This is a genomic window from Klebsiella sp. R390 (assembly GCF_051131745.1).
In the GTDB taxonomy this organism is placed as follows: Bacteria; Pseudomonadota; Gammaproteobacteria; order Enterobacterales; family Enterobacteriaceae; genus Klebsiella.
Genome location: NZ_CP180445.1, coordinates 2,816,148 through 2,842,369 on the forward strand (window position 1 = coordinate 2,816,148; position 26,222 = coordinate 2,842,369).

Below are 26,222 nucleotides of genomic sequence, written 5' to 3' on the forward strand. Positions count from 1 at the left end.
TATGTCGCTCTGGTTTTCCCATCCTCTGTTCATTCCCTCTATCATTGTTGGCATCACCATCCTGCTGTGGGCGACCTCGCTGCTGCCGGAGTTTATGACCGCACTGCTGTTTTTCGCCGCCGCCATGATGGCCAAAATCGCTCCGCCGGAAGTGATTTTTGGCGGTTTTGCCTCGTCGGCGTTCTGGCTGGTGTTCAGCGGCTTTGTCCTGGGCATTGCGATTCGTAAAACCGGTCTGGCAGACAGAGCGGCGCGGGCGCTGTCGGCGCGATTAACCGACTCCTGGCCGCTGATGGTCGCCAGCGTGGTGCTGCTGAGCTATGCACTGGCCTTCGTGATGCCCTCGAACATGGGGCGTATTGCCCTGTTGATGCCGATTGTTGCGGCGATGGCGAAGCGGGCGGGCATTGAGGAGGGCACCCGCCCCTGGTTCGGGCTGGCGTTAGCGGTGGGTTTTGGGACGTTCCAGCTATCAGCCACAATTCTGCCCGCCAACGTCCCGAACCTGGTGATGAGCGGGGCGGCAGAAGGCTCCTACGGGATCCACCTTAACTATCTGCCCTATTTACTGCTGCACACCCCGGTGCTGGGCTGGCTGAAAGGCGCTGCATTGATTGCCCTGATTTGCTGGCTGTTTCCTGGAAAACCCCATCCACCGCGCGATCTGACACCTTTGCCGCCGATGAGTCGCGATGAGAAGCGCCTGGCGTGGCTGCTGGCGGTGGTGCTGGTGCTATGGGTGAGTGAGAGCTGGCACGGCATCGGTCCGGCCTGGACCGGGCTGGCGGCCGCGGTGGTGACGCTGCTGCCGCGTGTCGGGTTTATCAGCGGGGAAGAGTTCTCCAGCGGCGTGAATATTCGCACCTGCATTTACGTCGCCGGGATCCTCGGGCTGGCGATTACCGTCACCCAAACCGGCATCGGCGAGGTGGTGGGCAATGCGCTGCTGCACGTGATGCCGCTCGATAAGGAGAGTCCGTTTACCAGCTTCCTCGCTTTAACAGGCATCACCAGCGCCCTGAACTTCATTATGACCGCCAACGGTGTTCCCGCGCTGTACACTACGTTTGCGCAGAGTTTTGCCGATGCCACCGGCTTCCCGCTGTTAAGCGTGATTATGATTCAGGTGCTGGGCTATTCAACACCGCTGCTGCCGTATCAGGCTTCACCGATTGTGGTGGCGATGGCGTTGGGGAAAGTTCCGGCGCGTTCCGGCATGCTGCTGTGTATTGCGCTGGCAATGGTGAGCTATCTGATCCTGCTGCCGCTGGATTATCTGTGGTATCAGGCGTTGGGGAAACTATAAAAAACCCGGCTTAGCAGGCTAAGCCGGGTTACGAATCCATCTCGTCGGGGTTTCCCGGCGTATTGAATTACGCTTTTTTCGCTGCTTCTGCTGCTTTCACGATCACCGCGAAAGCGTCTGCTTTCAGGGATGCACCGCCAACCAGCGCGCCGTCGATATCCGGCTGAGTGAACAGCTCTGCGGCGTTGGATGCGTTAACAGAGCCGCCGTACTGGATGATGACCTGCTCAGCGATTTTTGCGTCGGCTTTAGCAATGTGATCACGGATGAATTTGTGCACGGCCTGAGCCTGAGCCGGAGTCGCGGATTTGCCGGTACCGATAGCCCATACTGGTTCGTAAGCGATAACCACGCCTTCGAAGGCAGCTGCGCCCTGAGTGGTCAGAACGGCGTCGATCTGGCGTGCACACACTTCTTCAGTTTTGCCCGCTTCGTTTTCCGCTTCGGTTTCACCAATGCACAGTACCGGGATCAGACCCTGCTCTTTCAGCACGGCGAATTTCTTGGCGATGAACTCGTCAGATTCTTTGTGGTAAGTACGACGCTCAGAGTGACCGATGATGATGTATTCAGCACCGACATCTTTCAGCATTTGAGCGGAGGTTTCACCGGTAAATGCGCCGGACTGGTTCAGGTCTACGTTCTGCGCGCCCAGGTGAATATGGCTACCTTCTGCTGCGTGCTTAGCCAGGTCGATGTACATTTCTGGCGGAGCGATCGCAACGGCACAGCCAGAAACGCCAGCCAGTTCGGTACGCAGGTTCGCGATCAGTTCGTTTACCATGTGGCGGCTGCCGTTCAGTTTCCAGTTACCCATCACTAAAGGATGTCGCATTTTAATTCTCCACGCTACTTAAGCGAATTAAGGAATATAGCCGCCCGGAAGGGCAGCATGGTCTGTCAAACAGTATAGAGATTCATCGCTGGAAAGGCTTTGCTTTTTGTCATTTATTATTGCTCTCGAGCGATTCAGATAGCGCCAGCTTAATCGGTTCAACAGCGAAGGTCAGCCCCTTTTCGCCGTGGTCTGCCACCACATAGCGTATCGCGCCTTCCGTTTCGGAGAAGTAGCGTTTGCCTTTGCCAGCGGCAAGTATTTTCTGCAATTTTTGCTGGCTCTGCGCCAGGCTTATGGTGGGGACAAAGGCGCACAATACGGCGCTCATATAGAGCTGCGCTTTGGCTTTGGCGGCTTTCTGCTCCGGCCCCTGAATAGGCAGCCAGGTGATCTGCATTGATTTTATTTTCAGCGTCCCGCGCTCCAGTGCCGCGGAGGCATAGAGATTCTCATTAATTTTGCTTGCCGCTCGCGTCAGGTTTTCCCGGTCGCGGTTAGAGGCGATAGCGCGAAACTCATTCAGCGGGAGCTTTGGATTGTCGGCGTTGAATTTTTCCCGAAACTCGCTGATGGACATGTCAAAGGTGGGGGCGCCCGCCAGCAGATAGGGGGCTGTGGCGGAAGATTCTGGCTCTGCGGACAATGCCTTCTGGCCGACAGATAACGCTGTCAGCCCTATAAAACACAATGTCGTCCACATCTTCATGTCAGTCTTTCCTTTTTTTATCTGCTGACGATTAAAACGGGAACCGTCGCGCTTGTCAAAAAGTGGCGGCTTCAGGGTAAACTACGCGAATGATGATGGTAAGGAATAAAACATGACCCTACAGCAGTGGATGTTCTCAATAAAAGGGCGTATCGGACGCCGTGATTTCTGGATCTGGATGGGGATCTGGGTCCTGGCCATGTGCGTGCTGTTTACCCTGGCCGGCACCAACTTACTCAATTTGCAGACTGCGGCATTCATGCTGGTCTGTCTGCTATGGCCGACGGCGGCGGTAACCATTAAGCGACTGCATGACCGGGGAAAATCGGGGCTGTGGGCGTTGCTGATGGTGCTGGCGTGGATGCTGCTGGCCGGCAACTGGGCGATGCTGCCCGGCGTCTGGCAATGGGGCGTAGGGCGGTTTATCCCGACCTTAATTATCGTCATGATGCTTATCGACCTGGGGGCGTTTGTGGGCACCCAGGGCGAGAATAAATTTGGCAAAGAGACGTTGGATGTGCGCTGGAAAGCGGCGTCCTGATTACCAGTAATGCTCGGCAGTCATGTGGCCCGGCCGGCGACGCAGATGTTTGGTCATCTCTCGGGTCTCTTTCAACAACTGCTGAGTGTCACGCACCATCTGCGGATTACCGCACAGCATCACGTGGCTGGTGTCCGCCGTCATCGGCAGGCCGACGGCCTCTTCGAGTGCGCCGGTTTCAATCAGGAAGGGCAGTCGCCCGGTCAGTGAACCCGGCGCGGCCTCGCGGCTTACGACGGTTTGAATCCGCAGTTTTCCGCCATAGCGTTGTTCTAGCTCACGCATCAATGGCAGGTAGCTGAGGTCGGCTTCATAGCGAGCGGCGTGGACCAGCACCAGGTTTTTAAAGCGCTCAAGGTCTTTGCCTTCCTGCAGAATGGACAGATAGGGGCCGATAGCGGTGCCCGTTGCCAGCATCCACAGGGTGTCGCAATCCGGCACCTCTTCGAGGACAAAAAAGCCTGCGGCTTCGCTGACGATTAGCACCTCATCGCCCGGTTTCAGGGCCGCCAGGCGAGGGCTGAGTTTGCCCTCCGGCACGGTGACCAGGTAAAACTCAAGATCGGGATTGCCTGGCGCATTCACATAAGAGTAGGCACGCTGTACACGCTCCCCGTCGATCTCCAGTCCGAGCTTGGCAAACTGCCCGGCGGTAAACGGTTGAACCGGCGCATGGAGGTACAAGCTGAACAACGTATCGGTCCAGAACGTCACTTTTGTTACTTTGCCGCTAACCCAGTCCGCCATCTTCTTCTCCCGTTGCGCGAAGCGTTGCCTTATCTTCGTTGCACACGGCAAAGATTTCCAGCCCGACGGGGTAGAAAAGCTCTATTGATCAAATATTCCCGTGACGGAACAGGCGAGCCGGGGGGAAGCCCGCTCGCCGTTTTTCACCCAGCCTTACAGAATGTGCAGCTGGATATCCGGATCTTTACGGTCGAGATAATGAATGGACTGAATACGGCGAATGGTGCGGGATTTGCCGCGGATCAGCAGCGTTTCGGTGGTGGCCATATTCCCTTTGCGGGTGATGCCGTCCAGCAGATCGCCTTTGGTGATGCCGGTGGCGGAGAACACGACGTTATCGCTGCGGGCCATCTCGTCCAGGCGCAGCACTTTGCCCGCTTCGATGCCCATCGCTTTGCAGCGCGCCAGCTCATTTTCGCCGATGCGACGGTTCTCTTCGGTATCCCCTTTGACGACATGGCGTGCCAGCAGACGGCCCTGCATGTCGCCATCCAGCGCGCGGATCACCGCCGCAGAGACTACCCCTTCTGGCGCACCGCCGATGCCATACAGCACGTCGACTTCGCTGTCCGGCATGCAGGTCAGAATCGACGCTGCGACGTCGCCATCCGGGATCGCGAAGACCCGGACGCCGGCCTGTTGCAGCTCGGTAATGACCGCATCGTGGCGCGGTTTGGCCAGAATGGTCACGGTCAGCTCACCCAGTGGTTTCTGCAGCGCCGCGGCGATATTGTGCAGGTTTTCAACCAGAGGCAGATTGAGGTCGATGGCCCCTTTGGCCCCGGGACCGACAATCAGTTTTTCCATGTACATATCCGGCGCGTTGAGGAAGCAGCCTTTGTCGCCGACCGCCATCACCGCCAGGGCGTTTGCCTGGCCCATTGCCGTCATACGGGTCCCTTCGATCGGGTCCACGGCAATATCCACCGCATCGCCGTTGCCGGTGCCGACCTTCTCGCCAATAAACAGCATCGGCGCTTCATCAATTTCACCCTCGCCAATCACGATGGTGCCGTCGATATTGATCAGATTGAGCATGATGCGCATGGCGTTGACCGCAGCGCCATCGGCGGTGTTTTTATCGCCACGACCCAACCATTTATAGCCTGCCAGGGCGGCAGCTTCGGTGACACGCGAAAATTCGATGGCCAGTTCTCGTTTCATAATCCACTCGTTGTGAAGATACATTGTGCCAGGCGTCACGGCCCGACCCTGCGGGCGCAGACGGGACGTCAGGCGTTGGAATAGCGTTCGGTTTCCGGCATCCAGCGCTCGATAAGCGCCTGGGCCTGCTGGGCATAACGTTCGTGAATATGGCGGGCGATGCGCTGAACGTCGGGGATCATGGCCTGATCGCGCAGTAGATCGGCGACTTTAAATTCGGCGCTCCCCGTCTGCCGGGTACCGAGCAGTTCGCCTGGACCGCGAATTTCCAGGTCTTTTTGGGCAATGACGAAACCGTCGTTGCTGTCGCGCAGAACCTGCAGCCGTTTTTGCGCCGTTTTCGACAGCGGAGATTTATAGAGTAGCACGCAGTGAGAGGCGACCGCGCCGCGGCCGACGCGCCCTCTGAGCTGGTGCAGCTGCGCCAGCCCCAGGCGTTCAGGGTTTTCGATGATCATCAGGCTGGCGTTGGGGACATCCACCCCGACTTCGATAACCGTGGTGGCGATCAGCAGATGCAGCTCACCCAATTTAAAGGCCTGCATGACTGCCTGTTTGTCGGCGGGTTTCATACGGCCGTGCACCAGGCCAATATTCAGCTCCGGCAGCGCGAGTTTGAGCTCTTCCCAGGTGGCTTCTGCCGCCTGCGCTTCCAGCAGGTCGGACTCTTCAATCAACGTGCAAACCCAGTAGGCCTGGCGGCCTTCCTGAGTGCAGGCGTTGCGCACCCGGTCAATAATATCGTGGCGGCGGGTATCGGGGATGGCGACCGTGGTGACCGGCGTTCGTCCCGGAGGCAGTTCGTCAATAACCGAGGTATCGAGATCGGCATAGGCGGTCATCGCCAGGGTACGCGGAATCGGCGTGGCGGTCATGATCAACTGATGGGGATGGAAGCCCTGCTGCTGGCCTTTTTCCCACAGCGCCAGCCGCTGGTGGACGCCGAAACGGTGCTGCTCATCGATAATCACCAGCGCCAGGCCGTTGAACTGCACCTGCTCCTGAAAAATGGCATGGGTGCCGACGATCATCTGGACCTGACCGCTGGCGATAGCTTCCTGCTGGGCCTGCCGTGCTTTCCCTTTCTGTTTGCCCGCCAGCCAGCCCACCTCGATGCCTAGCGGGGCAAACCACTGTCGGAAGTTGGTCGCGTGCTGTTCCGCCAGCAGTTCGGTCGGCGCCATCAGCGCCACCTGCTTGCCGTGGGCGATAGCCCGCAGCGCGGCAAGGGCGGCAACCAGCGTCTTGCCGGAGCCTACGTCGCCCTGTACCAGGCGCATCATCGGCACGTCGAGCGCCATATCGCGCTCGATCTCAGCGCTGACCCGCGCTTGTGCGCCGGTTGGTTTAAAGGGCAGGGCGGCAAGCAGCTGGTGTTTTAAGGTGTCGTTGGCGCTCAGCGGCAGAGCGTGATAGCGCTGTGCACCGGCGCGCAGCGCCAGCATACTCAGGTTATGCGCCAGCAGTTCTTCCAGTATTAAGCGCTGCTGTGCCGGATGTTTACCGCTTTCCAGATCGCTGAGCTGCAGCGATGGCGGTGGCCGATGCAGGGTGCGCAACGCCTCTGGCAGGCTCATCATTCCCTGTGCCAGTTCGGGCGGCAGCAGCTCGGCGATAGCGCAGGTTTCCAGCAGTTCCAGCGCCTGATCGGTAAGCTTACGCAGCGTAGCCTGCTTGATGCCTTCGGTGGTTGGGTAGACCGGCGTCAGGGTTTCCTGAAGCTCGGGAGTGCTCATATCACCCTGTACGCGGTATTCTGGGTGGATCATCTCCGCCCCGTATTTACCGCGTTTGGCTTCACCGTAGGCCAGCACGCGCCGACCGGTCGCCAGGCTATTTTTCATGGCGGCGTTGAAGTTGAAGAAGCGCATGGTGAGGATGCCGGAGCCGTCGCTGATCTGACAGGTCATCATCCGGCGACCGCCAAAGGTGATGTTGCTGCTGAGGACTTCGCCCTCGACGGTGGCATATACCCCGGGCAGCAGTTCTCCTATCTGATAAAGATGGGTGCGGTCTTCATAGCGTAGCGGCAGGTGTAGCAGGAGATCCTGCACCGTATGCAGGCCGATTTTCGCCAGTTTGCTGCTTTGTGCTGCCCCTACGCCGGTGAGCGAGTTGAGCGGCACTGCATCTAACAGGCGGCCTGCCATGTTACTCGTCATCCATCAGGTTGTGCTTTTGCTGGTCTGCTCCAGGGGTAGGGCGCGGGATACGACGACGGCTTTGCGATTCGACCGTGCCGACAGCCTGCATGGTGGCCCACCATTGCGCATCGGCTTCGACTTCGCCTTGCGCGTTTACGTGTGGGTAAGGCAGCCCTTTTTGTCTGGCGACTCTGGCCAGAACCGGATAGCCCCCTTCAAACAGCAGGCGCTGCTGCTCTTCTTCCGGCAGCATGCTGTTCTCGCGTTTATACATGCCCGCATTTTGCCGCTGACGTTGCGCTTCGTAGAGGATCAGAGCAGAGGCAACGGAGACGTTGAGCGATTGCACCATGCCCGTCATCGGGATGATGATATCCTGGTCAGCCAGCGCTAAGGCTTCCTGAGTGATGCCGGTTTTCTCCTGGCCCATCAGGATGCAGGTGGGGCGGGTGTAGTCGATCTCGCGAAAATCAACGGCTTTATCTGAGAGATGCGTCGCAAGGATTTGCATGCCCTGGCCCTTTAAATGGTCGACGGCATCGCCAATGCTGCGGTGGGTTTTGACCTGAACCCAGCTATTGCTGCCGGCGGCGGCAGAGACCATGGTATGCATACGGCTGCTGGGCCAGACAGCGTGTACTTCATGGACACCAACGGCATCTGCAGTACGAACCACCGCCGACACGTTATGAGGTTTATGGACCTGCTCCATGCAGACCGTCAGGTCGGGCTGACGCCTGGCGAGCATCTCACAAATACGTGCATAACGTTGAATATTCATAAAACGAGTTCTAGTTACGGTTACGGGTGACTTTTATCACATCCGGCATGACGCGAATTTTGCGCATGATATTCGCCAGATGCACGCGGTCGCGCGCCGTGAGGCGGATAAAGGCGCTGTACACGCGGCCATCTTTTTCTTCCGTATTCAGGCTCTGAATATTGGAGGAGGCGGTGTTAATCGCCGCGGTGAGATTCGCCAGTGCACCCTGGTGGTTAAACATATCCACCTTAATTTCGGTAATAAACTCCTGCGCGGTCTCTTTATCCCACTCGACGGCCATAAACTTCTCGGGCTCTTTCTGGTAGCCACGAATGTTACGACAGGACTCATGGTGAATGACCAGGCCTTTACCAGGGCTGACGTGGGCGATAATCGGGTCGCCAGGAATTGGACGACAGCACTTGGCAAAGGTAATCAGAACCCCGTCGGCGCCTTTAATCGGCAGATGACCGTGACCTGAAGCGTTTCCTTGTGCCGGTGCGCTGACGGTGGTTTCGCCTTGTTGCAGGTTTTTCGCTACCACCACGCTCATGGCGTTGCCGAGGCCAATTTCTGCCAGCAGGTCATCAAGACTCGCCAGCTTCATGCGCTCGAGTTCGCGCTGAATGCTCTCCGGCGGGATTTCAGCCAGTTTGCGGCTGCCACCCAGCGCATGGTTGAGCAGGCGGCGGCCAAGGCTGACGGAGTCATCACGCTTGAGGTTTTTCAGCAACTGGCGAATTTTGGCGCGCGCTTTCGAGCTAACAACAAAGTTCAGCCACGCGGCATTCGGACGTGCGCCCGGTGCGGTGATAATTTCCACCGTCTGGCCGCTGGAGAGCGACTGCGACAGCGGATACGGCTGGCGGTCGACGCGCGCCCCGACGCAGGCATGGCCGATATCGGTATGCACTGCATAGGCGAAGTCCACCGGCGTGGCGCCAGCGGGCAGTTCGACAATACGCCCTTCCGGGGTGAAAACGTAAATCTCATCCGGGAACAGATCGGATTTGACGCTCTCGATAAATTCAAATGAGCTACCGGCACTTTGCTGCAGTTCCAACAGGCTCTGCATCCAGCGCTGCGCGCGGATTTGTGCGGTGGTGCTGCTTTCGCCACCGTGCTCTTTATAAGCCCAGTGTGCCGCAACCCCCATTTCTGCCATCTGATCCATGTCTTCGGTACGAATTTGTACCTCAACCGGAACGCCGTGTGGGCCGATCATCGAGGTATGCAAAGATTGATAGCCGTTCGCCTTCGGAATGGCGATGTAATCTTTCATACGACCGGGACGTGGCTTGTAAAGGCTGTGCATCTGGCCAAGTACACGATAACAGGTATCAGCATCATGCACGATCACGCGGAAGGCGTAGATGTCCATGATCGAGTGAAAACGCTGCTCTTTCAGCACCATTTTGCAGTAGATGGAGTACAGATGCTTTTCGCGACCGCTGACGCGACAGGGGATTCCCGCTTCCTGTAAACGCCCTTCAATTTCGGAGAGGATCTTTTGAATCATCTCTTTACGGTTGCCGCGTGCCGCTTTGACGACTTCTTTGATCACGCGATAACGGTTGGGGTACAGCGCCTCAAAGCCCAGCTCTTCGAGCTCGGTTTTGATGTGATGGATACCTAAACGGTGAGCCAGCGGGCTGTAGATCTCCAGCGTTTCACGGGCAATACGGCGGCGTTTATCCGGGCGAAGTGAGCCCAGCGTACGCATGTTGTGGGTGCGGTCGGCAAGTTTGATGAGGATGACGCGGATATCCTGCACCATCGCCATAATCATTTTGCGGAAGTTTTCGGCCTGCGCCTCTTTCTTATCGCGGAACTTGAGTTTATCAAGTTTCGATACCCCTTCTACCAGCTCGGCAACGCTTTTGCCAAAGAGCTGCTCCATGTCCTGGTAGGTGGCAGGGGTATCTTCAATCACGTCATGCAGCAGCGCAGCCATTAGCGTTTCGTGGTCGAGTTTCATCTCGGCCAGAATGCAGGCTACCGCCACCGGGTGCGTGATGTAGGGTTCACCGCTTGAACGTGTCTGGCCCTCGTGAGCGTCACGTGCAACGAGATAGGCCTGCCGAAGACGCTTGATTTGCTCTTCCGGCAGGTAGTGTTGAATCAGCTGATTCAGGCTTTCAAACAGATACAAGGGCGACCCACTGCGTGATTAACGACGACCTTCAGCAATAGCGGTAACAGCCTGTAATTCAGCGGCTTCCTGCTCTTGCTGTTCCTGACGATCGCGGACGTCGAGGATCTGGTTGTTGATCAGACCTTCTTCGATTTCGCGCAGGGCGATAACGGTAGTTTTATCGTTTTCTTCCGGAACCAGCGGATCTTTTCCGCCTACCTGCATCTGACGAGCGCGACGCGCGGCGACCAGTACCAGGTCAAAACGGTTACCAATTTTCTCTACAGCGTCCTGAACAGTTACGCGTGCCATACTTAAAATGCTCCACAGATGAAGAAATGACTGGGCATGATACTGAATGTGGGTTCAGTCTGCCAACAGTTTGGTGATTAAAGCGCCATGTCGCTGCTTTTGGCGGCTCATGCGCAGACGTTCGGCGCGAATAATGTTTTTCAGATCGCTCAGGGCGGTATCAAAATCATCATTCACAATAAGGTAATCATATTCCGCGTAATGGCTCATTTCTGCAACAGCCTGCGCCATACGTTTTGCGATCACCTCTTCGCTGTCCTGACCGCGGCCACGCAGGCGACGGTCAAGCTCATCTTTTGACGGCGGCAGAATGAAAATGCTGCGCGCGCCCGGCATTTTTTGACGGATTTGCTGAGCACCCTGCCAGTCGATATCAAGGAAGACGTCGACGCCGGTTGCCAGTACCTGCTCGATAGTCTCGCGCGAGGTGCCGTAATAGTTGCCAAAAACTTCTGCGTGCTCAAGAAATGCATCTCTGGCAATCATCGCTCTGAAATCGTCGTGATTAACAAAGAAATAGTGTTCACCGTGCACTTCACCCGGACGCGCCGCGCGCGTGGTATGAGAAACAGAAACCTGGGTGTCGTACAGCGGTTGGGTTTTCAATAAAGCCTGAATCAGGCTGGATTTACCCGCGCCACTTGGGGCGGAAACAATATAAAGCGTGCCTTGAGCCATGAGAGTCTTTTGTATGTGATGATCGAAAGAGAAACTACATACGAGCCTATTATACACGGCGCCGCACCGTGACGCAGTCCCTGTCACACATTTTGCCTCTGTTTCTTTCATTTTGCCTGCCGTTTCCCTGATTTCGCTGCGTCTTGCAGTGCCGAAGGACAAAGTCAGGAAGCCCGATCGCAACCTGAAAAATCGCCCATCGCCTGCAAAATACCTTCTTCGACACAATGGCCACGAGCAAAAACAGGAGGCGGGATCATGCAGAAAGGGCTCTGGGCAATCGCTCTGTGGCTGGTGATGGGATACGGACAGGCGGCGTGCCCTGAGTGGCCGCAGGCGCTGGCCGAGCAGGAAATCGCTCGTCTGAACCAGCAGATCACAGACTGGAATAATGCTTACTGGCGGGAAGGGCGCAGTGAGGTCAGCGATGATGTCTACGATCAGCTGCTGGCGCGATTGCGGCAGTGGCAGCGCTGCGCGTCAATAGGCTCTCCTCGTGACGATAATCCGCCGTTGCCAGCTGGATCAGCCAGCCATCCGGTCGCGCATACCGGCGTGCGTAAACTGACGGATAAGGTCGACGTTGCCCGGTGGATGCATGGCAAAACGGATCTCTGGGTACAGCCGAAGGTCGATGGCGTGGCCGTGACGCTGGTGTACCGCGACGGGCGTCTGGCTCAGGCCATCAGCCGCGGGGACGGGCGCAGCGGCGAGGCGTGGACGGACAAAGTGCGGCAGATCCCGGCGATTCCCGTGGTTACGCAAGGCGAGCTGGCGAACAGCGTACTGCAGGGCGAGATTTTCCTACAGCATACCGGGCATGTGCAGAAGCAGATGGGGGGAATGAACGCCCGTGCGAAAGTCGCCGGGATGATGATGCGCCGGGAGTCACCTGCCCAACTGGCGGAGCTGGGTATTTTTATCTGGGCGTGGCCAGATGGCCCCCAGGACATGCGCCAACGCCTGAGGCTGCTGGAAGAGGGCGGATTTCGCCATAGCACTCGTTTTTCTCAGCCGGTCACCACGGTGGAGCAGGTTGAGCAGTGGCGTGGGCGTTGGTTAACCGCGGCGATGCCTTTTGCCACTGATGGCGTGGTTGTACGCCGTGGGCAGGAGCCCGCCGGGCGATACTGGTCGCCAGGGCAGGGAGAGTGGGTGGCCGCATGGAAATATCCCCCAGCATCGCAGCTGATGGAAGTGCGCGACATCCTGTTTCGCGTTGGGCGCAGCGGAAACATCGCGGTGGTGGCCCGGCTGGAACCGGAGCGCCTGGATGACAAGCTGGTTCAGCGAGTCAGTGTCGGGTCGCTGTCTCGCTGGAAGCGTCTGGATATCGGCCGCGGCGACCAACTGCAAATTAGCCTGGCAGGCCAGGGCATTCCGCGCATCGACCGTGTGGCGTGGCGGGTGAATCCACGCAATAAACCGCAGCCGCCAGCGGAGCGCTTTACGCCACTGAGCTGTTATTTCCTGACGCCTGGCTGCAGCGAACAGTTTCTCTCCCGGCTGGTCTGGCTGTCGTCAAAACCGATACTGAATCTTGATGGCGTCGGGGAGTCGGTGTGGCGAGCCATCCAGCTTGCGCACCCGCTGGAGCATCTTTTCTCCTGGCTGGCATTAACACCCTCGCAGCTGGTGAGGGTCCCAGGGATGTCCGCGGTACGGGGGCAGCGGCTATGGCATCAGTTTAATCTGGCTCGCGAGCAGCCGTTTCTGCGCTGGATACAGGCAATGGGAATACCGATTCCTCAGGTAGCACTTGCCGGTCTGACGGGAGAGAACTGGCAGCAGCTCCAGGCGCGTAATGAAGCACAATGGCAGCGTCTGCCTGGGGTGGGTGCAGAGCGTGCCCGGCAGTTGGTTATTTTTCTTCAGCACCCGGAGGTTGCCGCGCTGGCGCACTGGCTCAGCGGGCAAGGTATTTCGGGGTTTTGACGCGATCAGTGAGGGCTATGGTTGTAGTTGAAGACGGGTAGTCCCAGCTTCCAGCGTAGTGCCAGCATGCGAGCGGTAAAGCCAAACAGCAGGGTAGAGATAACCACCACATCGTGGCTGCTGACGTAGTGCTGCAGGGCGATATAGAGGATAGCGGCGGCAAATGAGATGCCGGCATACAGCTCTTTCTGGAACACCAGCGGGATGCGTTTGCAGAACATATCACGCAATACGCCGCCAAATACCCCGGTGACGACTGCCGCGATGGAGGCAATTACCGGCCCTTCACCCATATCCAGCGCAATCTGTGCGCCGATGATAGAGAAGACAATCAGGCCGAGGGCGTCGAGGACCAGAAACAGGCGGCGCAAATGGGGCATAACCGGCGCGGCAATGGTGGTGAGTACCGCGGCAACGGCAACAATAATAACGTATTCCGGGTTCTTGACCCATCCGAGCGGGTAGTGTCCCAGCAGGATATCCCGGACTGAACCACCGCCCAGTGCGGTAGCGGTCGCAATGATAATGACGCCAAAGGTATCCATCCGGCGGCGCCCGGCGGCCAGAGCACCGGTCATCGCTTCGGCAGTGATACCAATTAGATAAAGAATATGAAGCAGCATAAATCCCCCACAATGATGCCGGGCAGATTAGCGATTTGTGCGCAAGATCACGATTGAGATTTTCTAAGGCGAAGCATTTTCCCCAGGAAAAACTAATGCATGAGGTTGGATATAGTGAGCCATTCAGGGATAGTTGTGGAACGGTGGCAAAAAACAGATAAGAAAAAATAATGCTGGCTCGCCATTGGAGAGCCAGCAAAAGTGATTACTCGATATTCTGAATCTGCTCGCGCATTTGCTCGATCAGCACTTTCAGTTCGATGGCGGATTTGGTCACTTCCGCATTGATGGATTTTGACGCCAGAGTATTCGACTCGCGGTTAAACTCCTGCATCATAAAGTCGAGACGACGGCCAACGGCCTCTTTCTTCTTCAGGATGTTCCAGGTTTCTTTAACGTGCGCTTCCAGACGGTCCAGCTCTTCTGCCACATCGATACGCTGCGCCATCAGAACCAGCTCTTGTTCGAGGCGGTTATTTTCCAGCTGTACTTCTGCATCTTCCAGCTTCGAGACCAGGCGGTCACGCTGCCACTGTAAGATTTCTGGCATATGAGCGCGGACTTTTGTCACTTCGGCGGTCACGCCGTCGAGACGCTGTTCGATCAGGGTTTTCAGCGCCTGGCCTTCGCTCTCGCGGGCGACGATAAAGTCATCCAGCGCACCGTTCAGCGCGGACAAAATTTCAGCGGTAATCGCGTCAAGGTCCTGCTCGCGGGCTGCCATCACCCCAGGCCAGCGCAGAATATCCACTGGATTAATTTCGCCTTCGTCGCTCTGCATTTTGACCCAGTTGGCAGCATTGACCAGCTGTTTTGCGAGGTTTTCGTTCAGAATCAGCTCGCCCTGAGCGCTGGGGTCCTGTTCAAAACGTAAGGTACATTCTACTTTGCCACGAGTCAGGCGCGAACGAATGCGCTCACGTACAACGGGCTCCAGGCTACGGAACTGTTCCGGCAGGCGGAAATAGGTTTCCAGGTATCGTTGGTTTACCGAGCGCAGTTCCCACGCGGCGCTGCCCCAGTCACCCTTGATTTCTCGCCGGGCATAGGCGGTCATACTGCGGATCATAGACGTTCCTGTTTTTAAAGGAGAGTGAGGTGGATTATAGCTTTGCCCGTCAAAACTTAACAGGAATACTAATAACATCGTCAAAATAGCCTATTTTACGGTTGATTGTTTTCGTGCGATTGGGTGTTCGAGTCATATTCTTATTTTTACTTGGTTTTTATCTTTGTAGGTTGTCTTTAAGGTTGTTTCGCTGATAATTAAAATAATAAAAGATATTAAAGGGATATTAATATAATGATGGATGATGTGTTTGAACGAATTATTAGGGGGCTTTTTCCTAATGTAGAGTTACCCTTCTGGAAGCGACGCTTAATGAAATGGGCATTTGGCTATAGTCGGCTCTCTCGGGTCGTTCCCCAAGATGATTTTATGAAAGAAAAGGGGACCACCTGGGTTGCTCGCATGCTCAGTGTTCTTCACTTTCGTTGTGAAACACACCCGCATGATTTTAAAAATATTCCAGCTCGTGGCCCGGTTATTGTCATCGCAAATCATCCTACCGTTATGGACGGGATGGCGTTAGTTCATACTGTAGCCAGCGTCAGGAAAGACATAAAGATTGTTTCGAATCATCTTCTACCAATGATTTTTCCGCAAATTTCTGAGTTGACTATTGGAATTCAAAATATGGCCGGGAAGGTGGGCCTGAAAAAATTCAAAGAAATGAATGAACATCTGAAAAATGGCGGGGTATTAATAATTTGCCCTGCTGGAAAACTTGCTAGCTGGTCGCTCTCAGGGTTGAAGGAGCACGACTGGAAGCCGGGGTTCCTGCAGCTGGCAATCCGTAATAATGCTGCACTGGTACCGTTATATATCTCCGGAAGAAATAGCATGAGGTATTATTTAACGGCAACTTTTTGGCGGCAGTTATCCAATCTAATGATCATTCGGGAATCGTTGAGGCATCGAGGTAAAACCTTACAGATAAAGATTGGACAGCAAATTGACTTACGTTCGCTTCATCTGGAAGATGAGGATCATCAATTTATCGCGAGTCACTGTCTGAAACACCTCCAGAGTATGGGCAATCTCGGGCCAGCATTAGTTGGTACAATCCCGCCGGAGAAATGCGATGACAGCAGAAGCCAATTAATCACAGCGTTAAAACCCTGTAAGGTCCTGAAGGAGTTTAGTGACGGTAAAAAAATACTTGTTTATCGCTATGCAAATGAAGAGAGTTCACCTGTCATTAATGAACTGGGGATCTTACGTGAAAAGTGCTATCGAGAAATTGGTGCCGGAACAGGGAAGTTAGCCGATAATGACGTGTATGATAATAACTACTATCATATCTTATTATGGGATCCTTGTGAGGCAGAAATTATTGGGGCATATCGTGTTATTCCGGTCGCTGAGTTATTGGCACAACAAGGCATCACAGGGCTGTATAGCAATACTTTGTTTACGTATCATGATAGTGCATATGAATATTTAGAAAAAAGTATGGAGCTGGGGCGTGGATTTATTCAGAAAAAATATCAAAAAACGAATGCGCTGGATTATTTGTGGCAGGGAATATTTTGTTTTTTGACATGCTTTCCTGAGTGTAAGTACCTGTTAGGGGTGTTGACCATTCCGGCGACTTACCCTACAGATGTTCAGCAACTTATTGTGGCGTTCTATAACATTTATTTCCCAGCAGAGAATGAAATTTGTTCTCCAGTAGAACCATTTTTAGTCGAAGATGAAAATATTTATAATGTTTTTTCTTCCGAAAATTTTAGTGATGACTGGTTAGTGCTTAATGGCCTTCTTAAAGAAAAGGGCTATGAACTGCCCTGGCCTTATAAACAAGCGGCAAAATGGTTTTCACCTGGGGGCTCATCGATTAACTCTTTTACTCAAGACAGGTCATTTAATTCAATAGCAGGGTTGAATCTGTCATCTATTGATAAGTTAAATAAAATTTACAGCAACCATTACCTCAAAAATAATTAATGCAATTATGACATTCAGGCCAAAGCATCGATGATGCAGGGAATAAAATGATGAACATGGATGTATTATAATGTATAAATTAATTATTGGTTTTTTCCTTGGTGCCAATATATTTCTTGTTTTAGGCTGTGATAACAAACCGGATAACATCTTTTCAGGATACTCGCATGGTAACTTCGTTTATCTGTCCTCTTCCAGTAATGCGAAAATTGAAGATGTATTAGTTAAAAAAGGCGATCTTGTTAAAGATGGTCAGGCGCTGGTGAAGTTAGAGTCTTTTGACGCGCTGAATATTTTACAGCGCGCCGAAGAAAAGCTTAAGGCGGAGCACGCGTTATTAAGGAATCTGGCGTCTGGAGAGCGGCCTGAACAGTTAAATATTATACGCTCTCAGCTTAAACAGGCCCGCTCTTCGGAATCTCAGGTAAAGCGCCAGCTTGAGCGATATCGTGATCTTTATGCTAAGCAGGCGATATCGGTCGCTGAATGGGAGAATATCAGAGATGAATTCGTGCAAAAAAGCGCCCAGGTTGAAGAGCTGGTTCACCAGTTAGAGGCCCGTCAGCTGCCTGCTCGTCAGGATGAAATTGAAAAACAGCAATCACAGGTCAAATCTGCACAGCTTGAGCGTGACAAGGCCAGCTGGGATGTACAGCAAACGACGATTTTTTCACCGTTAAATGCCCAGGTTTTTGACATTATATACAGAGCCGGGGAGCGTTCTACCGTGGGGCGGCCAATCATTAGCCTGTTGCCACCCGATAATATTAAAGTCCGTTTTTTTGTCCCTGAGGCAATTCTTGGGAAATTTAAAACTGGCATGAGCGTAAAGCTTTTATGTGACGGCTGCTCAACGGCAATTCCAGGGACTATTAATTATATCAGCCCGGAGGCTGAGTTTACGCCTCCGGTTATTTACAGCACCAGTCGCCGGGAGAAATTGATTTACATGGTTGAAGCTGTGCCTGATCGAGAGTATGCGATGCAGTTGAGAGTCGGTCAGCCATTTAGTGTGGAGACTCTCTTCGATGAATGAGTTGTGCATCGATGTTAAAAACCTTAATAAATATTTTGGCGAGAATCATGCGGTTAAGGATTTTTCTCTGCAGGTTGCTAAAGGTGAAATTTATGGTTTTCTTGGGCCTAATGGCAGTGGAAAGACCACGTCAATTCGAATGATGTGTGGTTTAATCACACCAGATTCCGGGAGTGGTAATTGCCTTGGGATGGATATATTTACTCAGCGTGAAAAAATAAAAAGAAAAATTGGTTATATGACCCAGTATTTTTCTATGTGGGGAAATTTAACGATTCGTGAGAATTTACTTTTTATCTCCCGATTATATAGCCTCGATCGCCGTAAAAGTCGGGTTGACGAGGCGCTGTCAGAACTGGGCCTGAGCTCACGGCAGCATCAGTTGGCGAAGGTGCTTTCCGGTGGCTGGAAGCAGAGAATGGCATTAGCAGCATGCATGCTCCATGAGCCGGTTTTGTTGTTCCTTGATGAACCTACCGCAGGCGTGGACCCAAAGGCGCGCCGAGAGTTCTGGCAAATGTTACATCAATTATCTGACAGAGGAATATCGATACTGGTGAGTACCCATTATATGGATGAAGCTGAACGTTGCCACAAAGTCGCTTATCTGTCATATGGCCGCTTGCTCGCCAATGGGACCATTTCATCGATTATATCAGCACAGAACCTCATTACGGTTAAAACCAGTGGTTCCGGCCTGACTGCGCTTGAACGTCTTTTACAGTGTTCACCTGATATTGAGCAAACGGTTATTTTCGGTAACCAGCTTTATATTACCTCCCGCAATGAGGATAAATTAAAATCAGCTCTTTTTGAGTTTACGCAGAAAGGCTATGAATTTGTCCAGGTTGATACCAACCTGGAGGATGCTTTTACCTATTTAATGAAGAATGAATGTGAAACGTCTAAATATTGAATTCTCGTTGACACGCTGGATTGGCGTGGTTATTAAGGAAATCCATGAGTTACGGCGCGATAAAGTCAGCATCGCCATGGTTATTCTGACCCCTATTTTTCAGTTAATTGTCCTGGGTTATGCTGTTAATATGGATCCACGTAATATCCCCACCGCATTATTAAATTACGATACAGAACGAATGAGCCAGGTCTTTGTCACCAGTGCTCAAAATACAGGCTATTTTTCGATGGTGCCTGTTGGTTCTGAAGAGGCGGCGCAGAAAGCGTTTGTCCAGGGTGATGTGGTATTCATCGTGACCATTCCTGAAGGTTTTACTCAAAAAATGCTTCGCGGTGAGAAGCCTCAGTTGCTGGTTCAGGGGGATGCAATCGATCCGATGACTACAGGTAATGCGATAAGCGCACTGGTTCATGTCGCTAAGTCAATGTTCCAGAAGGATCTGCCCGGAGAGATGCGAAAAATACAAGCAGATGATGACTTTGAACTAATTATTCATCGTATGTTTAATCCGGAAGGCATCACTCAGTTCAATACAATTCCAGGTATTATGGGCTCGATATTAAGCACGACACTGATATTAATGACGGCATTATCTATTACTCGGGAACGTGAAAATGGCGCCTTAGAAAACATACTGGTTTCGCCTCTTTCCGGACTCGAGGTGATTGTTGGAAAAATAACGCCTTTTGTGTTGATTGGTCTGTTTCAGGCTACCATCATTCTGGTTGCGGCGATCCTGTTGTTCAATATCCCATTGCAGGGAAGCCTGGTCTTGCTGTTTCTGGTGCTGGTGATTTATGTTTTCCTGTGCCTGTCGATCGGCATCGGTATCTCCGGATTAGCCCAAAATCAGTTACAGGCGCTACAGATGTCTTCGTTTTATTTTATCCCTTCCATCATGCTCTCCGGATTTATTAGTCCGTTTATCAGTATGCCTGGCTGGGCGCAGGCTATCGGCTCCTGCTTGCCGCTGACCTACTTCATACGGCTGATGAAGGGAATTATGTTGAAGGGATACTCTGCAACAGCATTACTGCCGGATCTTTTACCGCTCATCGCGCTGGCGGTATTTGTTATTGCCGTTAGCCTGACATCTTACCGTAAAACACTGGACTGAGGCCGTCGACGAGGCTCACCCTACGGGCCAGCGCAAGCGCTGTTCAAAATCGGTTAATACCGATTTGTTACGGCCTTGCCGCCTACAAGCAACTCGAATAATTTTGGGTATAGCTGTAAATTCCGTATAATGCGCGCCACATTCGTTTCAAGCCGGAGTTAACATTATGCGTCCAGCAGGTCGTAGCGCTAATCAGGTGCGTCCCGTCACCCTGACCCGTAACTATACAATACACGCAGAAGGCTCCGTGCTGGTCGAATTTGGTGACACCAAAGTGTTGTGCACCGCGTCGATCGACGAAGGTGTGCCACGTTTCCTGAAAGGTCAGGGACAAGGATGGATCACCGCAGAATACGGCATGCTGCCGCGCGCAACCCATACCCGTAACGCGCGTGAAGCGGCGAAAGGTAAACAGGGCGGCCGTACGATGGAAATCCAGCGTCTGATTGCGCGTGCACTGCGCGCGGCGGTAGACCTGAAAGCACTCGGCGAATTCACCATTACTCTCGACTGCGATGTTCTGCAGGCGGACGGCGGCACCCGTACCGCATCCATTACCGGTGCCTGCGTGGCGCTGGCCGATGCGTTGAATAAGCTGGTTGCTGCCGGCAAGCTGAAAAGCAACCCGATGAAAGGAATGGTAGCGGCGGTTTCGGTAGGCATCGTCAACGGCGAAGCGCTGTGCGATCTGGAGTATGTTGAAGATTCGGCAGCAGAAACCGATATGAACGTGGTGATGACCGAAGATGGTCGCATCATTGAGGTGCAGGGCACGGCGGAAGGCGAGCCGTTTACCCACGAAGAGCTGCTCACCCTGTTGGCGTTGGCCCGAGGGGGAATCGAATCCATTGTGGCGACGCAGAAAGCGGCGTTAGAAAACTAGTTTTTAAGGCGACTGAGAAGTCGCCTTTTTTTTGTCTGAAAATAGTAAGGGGCTATTCCATGAAATTATATCAGCGCCAGTTTATTGAGTTTGCGCTTAGCAAGCAGGTCCTTAAGTTTGGCGAATTTACGTTGAAATCCGGGCGTAAGAGCCCCTATTTCTTCAACGCCGGCCTGTTTAACACCGGGCGCGATCTGGCACTGTTAGGCCGTTTCTATGCTGAGGCGTTGGTTGATTCCGGTATCGATTTCGATCTGCTGTTTGGCCCGGCCTATAAAGGTATTCCTATCGCCACCACTACCGCGGTGGCGCTGGCGGAGCACCACGATCTGGATTTGCCATACTGCTTTAACCGCAAAGAAGCGAAGACCCATGGTGAAGGCGGGAACCTGGTCGGCAGCACCCTGCAGGGACGAGTTATGCTGGTCGATGACGTCATCACCGCCGGCACTGCGATCCGTGAGTCGATGGAGATTATCCAGGCGCACGGTGCTGAACTGGCGGGCGTCCTGATTTCCCTTGATCGTCAGGAACGCGGTCGTGGCGACATCTCCGCGATTCAGGAAGTTGAGCGGGATTACGGCTGTAAAGTGATCTCCATCGTCACCCTGAAAGAGCTGATCTCCTACCTGGAAGAGAAGCCGGAGATGGCAGAACATCTGGCAGCGGTTCGGGCTTACCGCGAAGCCTACGGGGTATAAGCATCAGCCCGGCAGGCCATCACCTGCCGGGAAGGTTTCAGACCAGTTTTGCCCCCTGGGCATTAACGTAGAGCGAATAGATTGAGGTGCTGGAGGCCATAAACAGGCGATTGCGCTGCTCACCGCCAAAACAGAGGTTCGCGCAGCGCTCCGGCAACTGAATGATGCCGATGTTTTTCCCCTGAGGGTTGAAGACGCGCACCCCATCCAGCTCCTCGCTGCCGGTTCCCCAACCACACCAGAGATTGCCGTCCATGTCGCAGGCGATGCCGTCCGCGGTCCCGTTACCGCAGTCAATATGTACTCTTTTGTTTTTCAACGTGTTATCGACAACATCCCACGCCAGGATGAGGCGGTTTGGCGTCGCGCGGCTCTCCACGACGTACAGCGTTTTCTCATCTGCGGAGAAACAGAGTCCGTTTGGACCTTTCACGTCGCCCAGCATAACGCTCAGCTTGCGGCTTTCTGGATCCAGCCGATAGACGTTCTGCGGCAACTGCGGTGTGGCTTTGTGCCCTTCATAGAACCCACTGATACCGAAAGGCGGATCGGTAAACCAGATACTGCCGTCTGACTTCACGACAATATCGTTTGGCGAGTTCAGCGGCTTGCCGTCAAAGCTGTCGGCCAGGACGGTGAGGGTACCGTCGTATTCGGTGCGGGTAATACGGCGGGTGTCGTGCTCACAGCTAATCAGCCGTCCCTGCCGGTCGCGGGCGTGGCCGTTTGCGTAGTTTGCCGGTTGACGAAAGACGCTGGTTGCACCGGTGGCTTCATCCCAGCGCATGATGGCGTTATTGGGAATATCACTCCAGAGCAGCATTCGTGTATCGCCAAACCATACCGGTCCTTCTGCCCAGCGAAAACCTGTAGCGATTTGCTCGACTTTTGCGCTGGCAAGCATATAGCGACGAAAGCTGTCATCCACCGCCATAATGCGTGGGTCGGGATAGCGTGCAGATGGCGCCCAGGTCGCGAAACTTTTTTGACTGAGCAATAGTGATGCGGTCGCCAGACCGCCCAGTTTGAGCAATTCCCGCCGTGATGTCGCCATCAGCTTTCTCCTTGTCCATTGAAAAAAGATACAATCAAAGGATGTTATGAGAGAGACAGAGCCGAAAACATCTGGCAATTCAACGAATTGTTATGGGCTTTATGACAGAAAAATCAAAAATGAGATGCAGCCTTTTGGGCTGCATAGTGAAAGGTGCGGATTATTGCAACTGGGCGGCAACCAGCGGCCAACGGGCGTCAAAGTCATCCGTCGGACGATACTTAAACTCGCTACGCACAAAACGTGACAGCATGCCCTCGCAGAACGCCAACAGCTGGCTGGCCAGCAGGGCTTCATCGACGGTATAGCCTTCACCTTCACGCATTTTCTTTTCGCGCATCACCTGGCGCAGCTGCACTTCGATGCGTTCGAATAGCTGGTTAATCCGTCCTTGCAGGCGGTCCTGTTCGAACATCAACGCATGGCCGGTCAAAATCCGCGTCAGCCCAGGATTACGCTCACCAAACCCAAGAATCAGTAACACAATCAGGCGAAGACGGGCCGATGTATCCTTTTCATCTTTTAAAATCAAATTGATGCGCGTAATCAGACTGTCTTCGATAAACTCGATCAGACTATCAAACATGCGGGTTTTACTCGGGAAATGACGGTACAACGCCGCTTCGGATACCCCCACGGATGCCGCCAGTTTCGCGGTGGTAATACGCTGACTACCATCGCTGGATTCAAGCATCAGGGCCAGAGACTGAAGTATTTCTTCGCGACGGTTCCTTTTCGCAGTTTGTTTTTCTGCCATGTTTTAAAATACCCCTGAAAATAAGCACTAGTCAGGCAGGCATCCACGAAGTGACCGCAAACGGTCGTTTGCGGCGATGTTATTGCATTAATGCACTTCGGGATGCGGATGTACTGTGGTCGGGCTTATGCGCGCCCTGAGTGGCCAAAGCCACCTTCGCCACGTTCGGTGGCGTCAAAATCTTCCACCAGGTTAAATTCCGCCTGGACGACGGGTACAAACACCATCTGAGCGATGCGCTCGCCGGGCTCAATCGTAAAGCTCTGCTGACCACGGTTCCACACGGAAACCATCAGCTGTCCCTGATAGTCAGAGTCGATAAGCCCGACCAGATTTCCCAGTACCACGCCATGCTTATGGCCCAGCCCGGAACGCGGCAGAATTACCGCCGCCAGAGCAGGGTCGGCGATATGGATTGCCAGACCGGTCGGCAGCAGCGTGGTGGCTCCCGGTGCCAGCTCTACGGCGTCATCGAGACAGGCTCGCAGGTCAAGTCCGGCAGAACCGGAGGTGGCATAGGTTGGCAGCGGAAATTGCTGGCCAACACGCGGGTCCAGAATCTTAACGTCGATTTTTTTCATCATAGCGGGTCACGATCTCGTCGAGTAATAATTGGCCCAGGAGTTCCTTGCGCTCAAGTGGTAAGCGCTTATCTCCATCCTGCCAGAAAAGGTGTAATGCATTGCTGTCGCTGTTAAAACCTTGATTAGGCTGCGAAACATCGTTAGCGCAAATCAGGTCGAGATTTTTACGAGCGCGTTTTTGTCTCGCGTATTCTTCCACATTATTCGTTTCGGCAGCAAACCCAACGACAAACGGTCGGTTAATCGTCAGCCCGGCTACCCCGGCCACGATATCCGGATTTTTGACCATCTTGATAGTAAGTTCGTCACCTTGCTTTTTAATTTTTTCTTCAGCAATCGCTACGGCACGATAGTCGGCTACGGCGGCGCAGCCAATAAAAATCTGCTGTTGCTGAACGCCCTGCTGAACTGCTGATTCCATCTCCAGCGCGGTGGTGACATCGATACGCTGTACTCGCGGCGGCGTGGGTAAAGCGACCGGTCCGCTGACCAGGGTCACGTTCGCCCCGCGGTTGGCGGCGGCGGCGGCAATGGCGAACCCCATCTTACCTGAGCTGTGATTGGTGATATAGCGCACCGGATCCAGCGGCTCACGGGTAGGGCCAGCGGTAATCATGATATTGAGATGTTGCAAATCTTTGACAGGCGAAAAATGCGCTGCTGCCATATCGACGATGGTCATTGGGTCCAGCATGCGTCCCGGGCCGATATCGCCACAGGCCTGGCTGCCGCTATCCGGGCCCCAGAGCAGCAGGCCGCGTGAGGCAAGGACGGTCAGGTTATGCTGGGTGGCTGCGGCACGGTACATTTGCTGGTTCATCGCCGGTACGACAGCAACCGGAGAAGGCGTCGCGAGGCAGATGGTGGAGACCAGGTCATTCGCCATACCGGCGGCGACACGGGCAATCAGATCGGCGGTGGCCGGTGCGAGAATAACCAGGTCCGCCCATTTACCCAGCTCGATATGGCCCATCGCCGCTTCTGCGGCCGGGTCGAGCAGGCTATCGGATACCGGATACCCGGATACCGCCTGTAGGCTCAGCGGGGTAATGAAGGCTTTCGCGGCTTCGGTCATGGCGACACGGACTTCCGCGCCACGGTCACGCAGGCGGCGCACCAGCTCTGGTGTTTTGTAAGCAGCAATGCCGCCGCTCACGCCCAGAACGATCTTTTTACCAGCCAGACTCATCATGATTCTTTCCTGTTGCAGTACACCAGAATCCGCGCATCTTACCACAATCCTGTCGCCGTCGTGCGGCTACCAGGCATTCACTTTGCGAGACGCTACGCAAGCGGGCGACGCGGTGGTCGGCAGCGCCAGCGGGCTGTGCCAGGATAGACGGGACTGGAAAGGAGAGGCCCTATGGATGCCGACGAAGCCCTCATGCCGAGGGAAAAAATGTCGCTTTATGGCATTGAAGCGTTATCGGATATTGAGCTGCTGGCGCTGTTTTTACGCACCGGCACGCGGCAGAAAGATGTCATGGTCTATGCGGAAGACCTGCTAAAGCACTTCGGGTCTCTCCATGGCCTGCTGTCGGCGGATAAAGCCCGGTTTAATGAGGTCGAAGGGATTGGCCTGGCAAAATATGCTCAGCTGAAGGGGATTGCCGAACTGGCCCGGCGTTATTTTAGCCTGCGGTTGATTGCAGAACCCTCCCTGGAAACGCCGATGATGACGCTGGAGTTTTTACAAAGCCATCTGGCCCACGAAGAACGGGAGATCTTTATCGTGATCTTTTTAGATAATCAGAACCGGGTATTGAAACATAGCCGGCTTTTTTCTGGTACTCTTAGCCACGTAGAGGTGCATCCGCGAGAAATTGTACGCGAAGCCATCAAAGTGAACGCCGCTGCGGTGATCCTTGCACATAATCATCCGTCCGGTAGTCCTGAGCCGAGTAAGGCTGACAGACTGATTACCGAAAGAGTGGTAAAGTGTTGTGGTTTCATGGAGATACGAGTGCTCGATCATCTTGTAATCGGCCGCGGTGCGTACGTATCTTTTGCCGAACGCGGCTGGATTTAGCCCCGATCACGCGATCCCGCGGGATCTTTGTCTGTTCGGGACTTGAGCACATCGCCGAGTCAGCGTATACTACGCCACCTTTGAGAATCTCGGGTTTGGCATTTGGGCCTGGCAATCGATGGTTCACTTAGACACCCAATCATTCAGGTTGCATCAAGTCGGCAAGAGAGTGAATCCCTGGGAACGTACTCTGTACATGACCTGGGTGAGCCAACGCTGAAGCAGCTTGAAAGATGACGTG

The 26,222-nt window shown here is 54.0% G+C and carries 25 protein-coding genes; 10 read left to right on the plus strand and 15 right to left on the minus strand.

The features are described 5' to 3' along the window. Position 1: 1 nt before the first annotated feature. Positions 2-1,306: an SLC13 family permease gene (locus ACMYSP_RS13075; RefSeq protein WP_434582505.1), complete on the plus strand. Its 1,305-nt coding sequence runs from the start codon at positions 2-4 to the stop codon at positions 1,304-1,306. Positions 1,307-1,373: 67 nt separating this feature from the next. Here ACMYSP_RS13075 and tpiA read toward each other — a convergent pair whose 3' ends face one another. Together tpiA and ACMYSP_RS13085 are read right to left on the minus strand one after the other, a co-directional pair. Then, the gene (gene tpiA / locus ACMYSP_RS13080) at positions 1,374-2,141 is read right to left on the minus strand and encodes a triose-phosphate isomerase (protein WP_434582506.1); all 768 of its coding nucleotides are present in this window, start codon (positions 2,139-2,141) and stop codon (positions 1,374-1,376) included. A 109-nt stretch (positions 2,142-2,250) separates the two neighbouring features. Continuing rightward, a complete protein-coding gene (locus ACMYSP_RS13085) occupies positions 2,251-2,850 on the minus strand; it encodes a DUF1454 family protein (protein ID WP_434582507.1) in 600 nt (199 codons plus the stop codon). Between the two features lie 112 nt (positions 2,851-2,962). Between ACMYSP_RS13085 and ACMYSP_RS13090 the strand changes: the two genes are divergently transcribed. Continuing rightward, complete coding sequence (locus ACMYSP_RS13090; RefSeq protein WP_434582509.1) at positions 2,963-3,391, plus strand: DUF805 domain-containing protein; 429 nt, start codon at positions 2,963-2,965, stop codon at positions 3,389-3,391. Here ACMYSP_RS13090 and fpr read toward each other — a convergent pair whose 3' ends face one another. The 7 genes from fpr to gmk form a co-directional block, all read right to left on the minus strand. After that, a complete protein-coding gene (gene fpr, locus ACMYSP_RS13095) occupies positions 3,392-4,138 on the minus strand; it encodes a ferredoxin--NADP(+) reductase (protein WP_434582510.1) in 747 nt (248 codons plus the stop codon). Positions 4,139-4,291: 153 nt separating this feature from the next. Further along, a complete protein-coding gene (glpX, locus tag ACMYSP_RS13100) occupies positions 4,292-5,302 on the minus strand; it encodes a class II fructose-bisphosphatase (protein ID WP_434582511.1) in 1,011 nt (336 codons plus the stop codon). 68 nt (positions 5,303-5,370) lie between these two features. Beyond that, positions 5,371-7,452, minus strand: a complete 2,082-nt coding sequence (gene recG, locus ACMYSP_RS13105) for an ATP-dependent DNA helicase RecG (RefSeq protein ID WP_434582512.1) — start codon at positions 7,450-7,452, stop codon at positions 5,371-5,373. A 1-nt stretch (position 7,453) separates the two neighbouring features. Further along, positions 7,454-8,227 carry a tRNA (guanosine(18)-2'-O)-methyltransferase TrmH gene (gene trmH, locus ACMYSP_RS13110; RefSeq protein WP_434582513.1) on the minus strand — a complete coding sequence of 258 codons (774 nt, stop codon included), beginning with the start codon at positions 8,225-8,227 and terminating at the stop codon, positions 7,454-7,456. Between the two features lie 10 nt (positions 8,228-8,237). Continuing rightward, the gene (spoT, locus tag ACMYSP_RS13115; RefSeq protein ID WP_123757097.1) at positions 8,238-10,361 is read right to left on the minus strand and encodes a bifunctional GTP diphosphokinase/guanosine-3',5'-bis pyrophosphate 3'-pyrophosphohydrolase; all 2,124 of its coding nucleotides are present in this window, start codon (positions 10,359-10,361) and stop codon (positions 8,238-8,240) included. 18 nt (positions 10,362-10,379) lie between these two features. Then, complete coding sequence (gene rpoZ, locus ACMYSP_RS13120; RefSeq protein WP_004868966.1) at positions 10,380-10,655, minus strand: DNA-directed RNA polymerase subunit omega; 276 nt, start codon at positions 10,653-10,655, stop codon at positions 10,380-10,382. A 54-nt stretch (positions 10,656-10,709) separates the two neighbouring features. Next, positions 10,710-11,333: a guanylate kinase gene (gene gmk / locus ACMYSP_RS13125; protein WP_123757098.1), complete on the minus strand. Its 624-nt coding sequence runs from the start codon at positions 11,331-11,333 to the stop codon at positions 10,710-10,712. A gap of 258 nt (positions 11,334-11,591) precedes the next feature. Here gmk and ligB point away from each other — a divergent pair, with 258 nt between their 5' ends. After that, positions 11,592-13,268, plus strand: a complete 1,677-nt coding sequence (gene ligB / locus ACMYSP_RS13130; protein ID WP_434582515.1) for an NAD-dependent DNA ligase LigB — start codon at positions 11,592-11,594, stop codon at positions 13,266-13,268. 5 nt (positions 13,269-13,273) lie between these two features. On the opposite strand, the gene ACMYSP_RS13135 is transcribed toward ligB, so the two are convergent. Both ACMYSP_RS13135 and ACMYSP_RS13140 read right to left on the minus strand, forming a co-directional pair. Then, entirely contained in the window at positions 13,274-13,891 is a 618-nt protein-coding gene (locus tag ACMYSP_RS13135; protein WP_434582516.1) for a trimeric intracellular cation channel family protein, read from the minus strand. 205 nt (positions 13,892-14,096) lie between these two features. Continuing rightward, positions 14,097-14,960 (minus strand): YicC/YloC family endoribonuclease, encoded by an 864-nt coding sequence (locus tag ACMYSP_RS13140; RefSeq protein ID WP_434582517.1) that lies wholly within the window; start codon positions 14,958-14,960, stop codon positions 14,097-14,099. A gap of 237 nt (positions 14,961-15,197) precedes the next feature. Between ACMYSP_RS13140 and ACMYSP_RS13145 the strand changes: the two genes are divergently transcribed. The 6 genes from ACMYSP_RS13145 to pyrE all read left to right on the plus strand — a co-directional run bounded on the left by ACMYSP_RS13145 (position 15,198) and on the right by pyrE (position 21,557). After that, positions 15,198-16,901, plus strand: coding sequence for a lysophospholipid acyltransferase family protein (locus ACMYSP_RS13145; RefSeq protein WP_434587082.1), 1,704 nt, complete (start codon positions 15,198-15,200; stop codon positions 16,899-16,901). Positions 16,902-16,971: 70 nt separating this feature from the next. Next, positions 16,972-17,937, plus strand: coding sequence for an HlyD family secretion protein (locus tag ACMYSP_RS13150; protein WP_434582518.1), 966 nt, complete (start codon positions 16,972-16,974; stop codon positions 17,935-17,937). Then, positions 17,930-18,853, plus strand: a complete 924-nt coding sequence (locus tag ACMYSP_RS13155; protein WP_434582519.1) for an ABC transporter ATP-binding protein — start codon at positions 17,930-17,932, stop codon at positions 18,851-18,853. Before ACMYSP_RS13150 ends, ACMYSP_RS13155 begins: the two co-directional genes overlap by 8 nt. After that, positions 18,834-19,973 carry an ABC transporter permease gene (locus ACMYSP_RS13160; RefSeq protein WP_434582520.1) on the plus strand — a complete coding sequence of 380 codons (1,140 nt, stop codon included), beginning with the start codon at positions 18,834-18,836 and terminating at the stop codon, positions 19,971-19,973. The genes ACMYSP_RS13155 and ACMYSP_RS13160 overlap by 20 nt, the downstream gene beginning before the upstream one ends. A gap of 166 nt (positions 19,974-20,139) precedes the next feature. Beyond that, positions 20,140-20,856: a ribonuclease PH gene (gene rph / locus ACMYSP_RS13165; protein WP_004868954.1), complete on the plus strand. Its 717-nt coding sequence runs from the start codon at positions 20,140-20,142 to the stop codon at positions 20,854-20,856. 59 nt (positions 20,857-20,915) lie between these two features. Next, positions 20,916-21,557: an orotate phosphoribosyltransferase gene (gene pyrE / locus ACMYSP_RS13170; RefSeq protein ID WP_123757102.1), complete on the plus strand. Its 642-nt coding sequence runs from the start codon at positions 20,916-20,918 to the stop codon at positions 21,555-21,557. Positions 21,558-21,594: 37 nt separating this feature from the next. Here pyrE and ACMYSP_RS13175 read toward each other — a convergent pair whose 3' ends face one another. The 4 genes from ACMYSP_RS13175 to coaBC form a co-directional block, all read right to left on the minus strand. After that, the gene (locus ACMYSP_RS13175; RefSeq protein ID WP_434582521.1) at positions 21,595-22,611 is read right to left on the minus strand and encodes an SMP-30/gluconolactonase/LRE family protein; all 1,017 of its coding nucleotides are present in this window, start codon (positions 22,609-22,611) and stop codon (positions 21,595-21,597) included. A gap of 160 nt (positions 22,612-22,771) precedes the next feature. Further along, entirely contained in the window at positions 22,772-23,368 is a 597-nt protein-coding gene (gene slmA, locus ACMYSP_RS13180; RefSeq protein ID WP_434582523.1) for a nucleoid occlusion factor SlmA, read from the minus strand. A gap of 125 nt (positions 23,369-23,493) precedes the next feature. Continuing rightward, positions 23,494-23,952, minus strand: a complete 459-nt coding sequence (gene dut, locus ACMYSP_RS13185) for a dUTP diphosphatase (RefSeq protein ID WP_434582525.1) — start codon at positions 23,950-23,952, stop codon at positions 23,494-23,496. Further along, positions 23,930-25,141 (minus strand): bifunctional phosphopantothenoylcysteine decarboxylase/phosphopantothenate--cysteine ligase CoaBC, encoded by a 1,212-nt coding sequence (coaBC, locus tag ACMYSP_RS13190; RefSeq protein ID WP_434587083.1) that lies wholly within the window; start codon positions 25,139-25,141, stop codon positions 23,930-23,932. The genes dut and coaBC overlap by 23 nt, the downstream gene beginning before the upstream one ends. Before the next feature lie 174 nt (positions 25,142-25,315). Here coaBC and radC point away from each other — a divergent pair, with 174 nt between their 5' ends. Next, positions 25,316-25,981: a RadC family protein gene (radC, locus tag ACMYSP_RS13195; RefSeq protein WP_123757105.1), complete on the plus strand. Its 666-nt coding sequence runs from the start codon at positions 25,316-25,318 to the stop codon at positions 25,979-25,981. The last annotated feature ends 241 nt before the right edge of the window (positions 25,982-26,222 follow it).

Bases quoted from the DNA above. Each gene is read 5' to 3' on its own strand.
- recG (WP_434582512.1), bottom strand. From the start codon at position 7,452: ATGGCAGGCCGCCTGTTAGATGCAGTGCCGCTCAACTCGCTCACCGGC.
- ACMYSP_RS13090 (WP_434582509.1), top strand. From the start codon at position 2,963: ATGACCCTACAGCAGTGGATGTTCTCAATAAAAGGGCGTATCGGACGC.
- ACMYSP_RS13175 (WP_434582521.1), bottom strand. From the start codon at position 22,611: ATGGCGACATCACGGCGGGAATTGCTCAAACTGGGCGGTCTGGCGACC.
- ACMYSP_RS13150 (WP_434582518.1), top strand. From the start codon at position 16,972: ATGTATAAATTAATTATTGGTTTTTTCCTTGGTGCCAATATATTTCTT.
- ACMYSP_RS13135 (WP_434582516.1), bottom strand. From the start codon at position 13,891: ATGCTGCTTCATATTCTTTATCTAATTGGTATCACTGCCGAAGCGATG.
- rph (WP_004868954.1), top strand. From the start codon at position 20,140: ATGCGTCCAGCAGGTCGTAGCGCTAATCAGGTGCGTCCCGTCACCCTG.
- coaBC (WP_434587083.1), bottom strand. From the start codon at position 25,141: ATGAGTCTGGCTGGTAAAAAGATCGTTCTGGGCGTGAGCGGCGGCATT.
- ACMYSP_RS13075 (WP_434582505.1), top strand. From the start codon at position 2: ATGTCGCTCTGGTTTTCCCATCCTCTGTTCATTCCCTCTATCATTGTT.
- radC (WP_123757105.1), top strand. From the start codon at position 25,316: ATGGATGCCGACGAAGCCCTCATGCCGAGGGAAAAAATGTCGCTTTAT.
- fpr (WP_434582510.1), bottom strand. From the start codon at position 4,138: ATGGCGGACTGGGTTAGCGGCAAAGTAACAAAAGTGACGTTCTGGACC.
- gmk (WP_123757098.1), bottom strand. From the start codon at position 11,333: ATGGCTCAAGGCACGCTTTATATTGTTTCCGCCCCAAGTGGCGCGGGT.
- ACMYSP_RS13085 (WP_434582507.1), bottom strand. From the start codon at position 2,850: ATGAAGATGTGGACGACATTGTGTTTTATAGGGCTGACAGCGTTATCT.
- glpX (WP_434582511.1), bottom strand. From the start codon at position 5,302: ATGAAACGAGAACTGGCCATCGAATTTTCGCGTGTCACCGAAGCTGCC.
- pyrE (WP_123757102.1), top strand. From the start codon at position 20,916: ATGAAATTATATCAGCGCCAGTTTATTGAGTTTGCGCTTAGCAAGCAG.
- ACMYSP_RS13145 (WP_434587082.1), top strand. From the start codon at position 15,198: ATGGATGATGTGTTTGAACGAATTATTAGGGGGCTTTTTCCTAATGTA.
- dut (WP_434582525.1), bottom strand. From the start codon at position 23,952: ATGATGAAAAAAATCGACGTTAAGATTCTGGACCCGCGTGTTGGCCAG.
- tpiA (WP_434582506.1), bottom strand. From the start codon at position 2,141: ATGCGACATCCTTTAGTGATGGGTAACTGGAAACTGAACGGCAGCCGC.
- trmH (WP_434582513.1), bottom strand. From the start codon at position 8,227: ATGAATATTCAACGTTATGCACGTATTTGTGAGATGCTCGCCAGGCGT.
- ligB (WP_434582515.1), top strand. From the start codon at position 11,592: ATGCAGAAAGGGCTCTGGGCAATCGCTCTGTGGCTGGTGATGGGATAC.
- rpoZ (WP_004868966.1), bottom strand. From the start codon at position 10,655: ATGGCACGCGTAACTGTTCAGGACGCTGTAGAGAAAATTGGTAACCGT.
- ACMYSP_RS13140 (WP_434582517.1), bottom strand. From the start codon at position 14,960: ATGATCCGCAGTATGACCGCCTATGCCCGGCGAGAAATCAAGGGTGAC.
- slmA (WP_434582523.1), bottom strand. From the start codon at position 23,368: ATGGCAGAAAAACAAACTGCGAAAAGGAACCGTCGCGAAGAAATACTT.
- ACMYSP_RS13155 (WP_434582519.1), top strand. From the start codon at position 17,930: ATGAATGAGTTGTGCATCGATGTTAAAAACCTTAATAAATATTTTGGC.